We start from the raw sequence: 1,538 nt of genomic DNA, 5'->3' as shown, positions 1-1,538 counted from the left end.
CTCTCTGCCGTTTTAGGCGGCACCCAGTCGCTCCATACCAACGCGCTGGATGAAGCCATTGCGCTCCCCACCGAATTCTCCGCCCGCATCGCCCGTAACACCCAGCTCATCCTGCAGCATGAGACCGGCGTCACCAGGGTCGTCGATCCACTGGCCGGATCCTATTATGTGGAAAGCCTGACGGACGAACTCGCAGCACAGGCCTGGGCGTTGATTGAGGAAGTGGAAGCGCTTGGTGGCATGACCCGGGCCGTCGCAACCGGCATGCCGAAGCGCAGGATCGAGGAAGCCGCCACACGCCGGCAGGCCGCGGTGGACCGCGGCGAAGAGGTTATCGTCGGCGTCAACAAATACCGGCTCGAAAATGAAGACACGCTCGACATCCTGGATATCGACAACGCTGCCGTCCGCCTCGCCCAGGTCAGGCGCATCGAAGACACGAAATCCCGGCGCGATCCGACGGCAACCGCAACGACCCTCGCGCGGTTGACCGAAATCGCCCGTAGCGGACAAGGAAATCTCCTGGAGGCCGCCGTCGATGCCGCCCGCGCACGCGCCACGGTCGGCGAGATATCGGATGCCATGCGTCTGGTCTTCGGCGATCATAGCGCGACCCCCGAGGTGGTGAGCGACGTATACGGCGCTGCCTATGACAACGATCCGGAATATTCGACATTGGTTCATCGCCTCGGCGATTTTGCGAAATCTCTCTCGGTCAAGCCTAAGATCATGGTGGCAAAGCTCGGGCAGGATGGGCACGACCGAGGCGCCAAGATCATTGCGTCAGCCTTCGGCGACATTGGTTTCGAGGTTCTGGCCGGCCCCTTGTTCCAGACGCCGGACGAAGCGGCCGACATGGCCGTCAGCAACAAAGTCCACGTCGTCGGCATGTCGTCGCTTGCAGCCGGGCACAAGACCCTGGCGCCCCAGCTCGTTGCCGCACTTAGGGCGCGTGGCGCAAGCCATATCATCGTCGTCGTCGGTGGCGTCATTCCGCGCCAGGATTACGACTTTCTGCTCGAAAACGGTGTCGCTGCCGTCTTCGGTCCAGGAACGAACGTTCTCGAAGCTGCCCGCGCGATCGTCGATCTGATGCAGGGCAAATTGCGCAATCAGTGAGGTYACATGCTCGGTCCCGTAAACCACATTGCCATCGCGGTGCCGGATCTGGCCGGTGCGGTCGCTCTCTATTCGAAAATCGGCGCCCAGGTCTCAGCGCCGCAGGATCTGCCCGAGCACGGTGTCACGGTCGTGTTCATTCAGTTCCCGAACACCAAGATTGAGCTGCTTCATCCGCTTGGGGAGGACTCTCCGATCAGTTCCTTTCTGGCCAAGAACCCGTCGGGAGGCATTCATCACATCTGCTTCGAGGTAGACGATATCGAGGCAACAGGCAGGAAGGTGTCAGAGGCGGGGGTACGGATCCTCGGCAACGGCGCCCCGAAAATTGGTGCACACGGCCTTCCGGTATTGTTCGCTCATCCAACCGACTTTTGCGGGACGCTCGTCGAATTCGAGCAGGCTGACCGGACCTGAGC

Annotated in this window: 2 protein-coding genes; both read left to right on the top strand. The window is 61.5% G+C overall.

Features of this window, described 5'->3' with window-relative positions; genetic code table 11:
* The coding region (locus AC1D35_RS36070; RefSeq protein ID WP_477942797.1) for a methylmalonyl-CoA mutase family protein at positions 1-1,119 on the top strand (1,119 nt) is incomplete at its 5' end.
* Positions 1,120-1,125: 6 nt separating this feature from the next.
* Positions 1,126-1,536 (top strand): methylmalonyl-CoA epimerase, encoded by a 411-nt coding sequence (mce, locus tag AC1D35_RS36065; protein ID WP_113335331.1) that lies wholly within the window; start codon positions 1,126-1,128, stop codon positions 1,534-1,536.
* The last annotated feature ends 2 nt before the right edge of the window (positions 1,537-1,538 follow it).

The organism is Rhizobium sp. P1_E6, assembly GCF_056405875.1.
The sequence above is the reverse complement of the archived record's forward strand: the minus strand, read 5'-3'. Positions and strand labels throughout refer to the sequence as shown.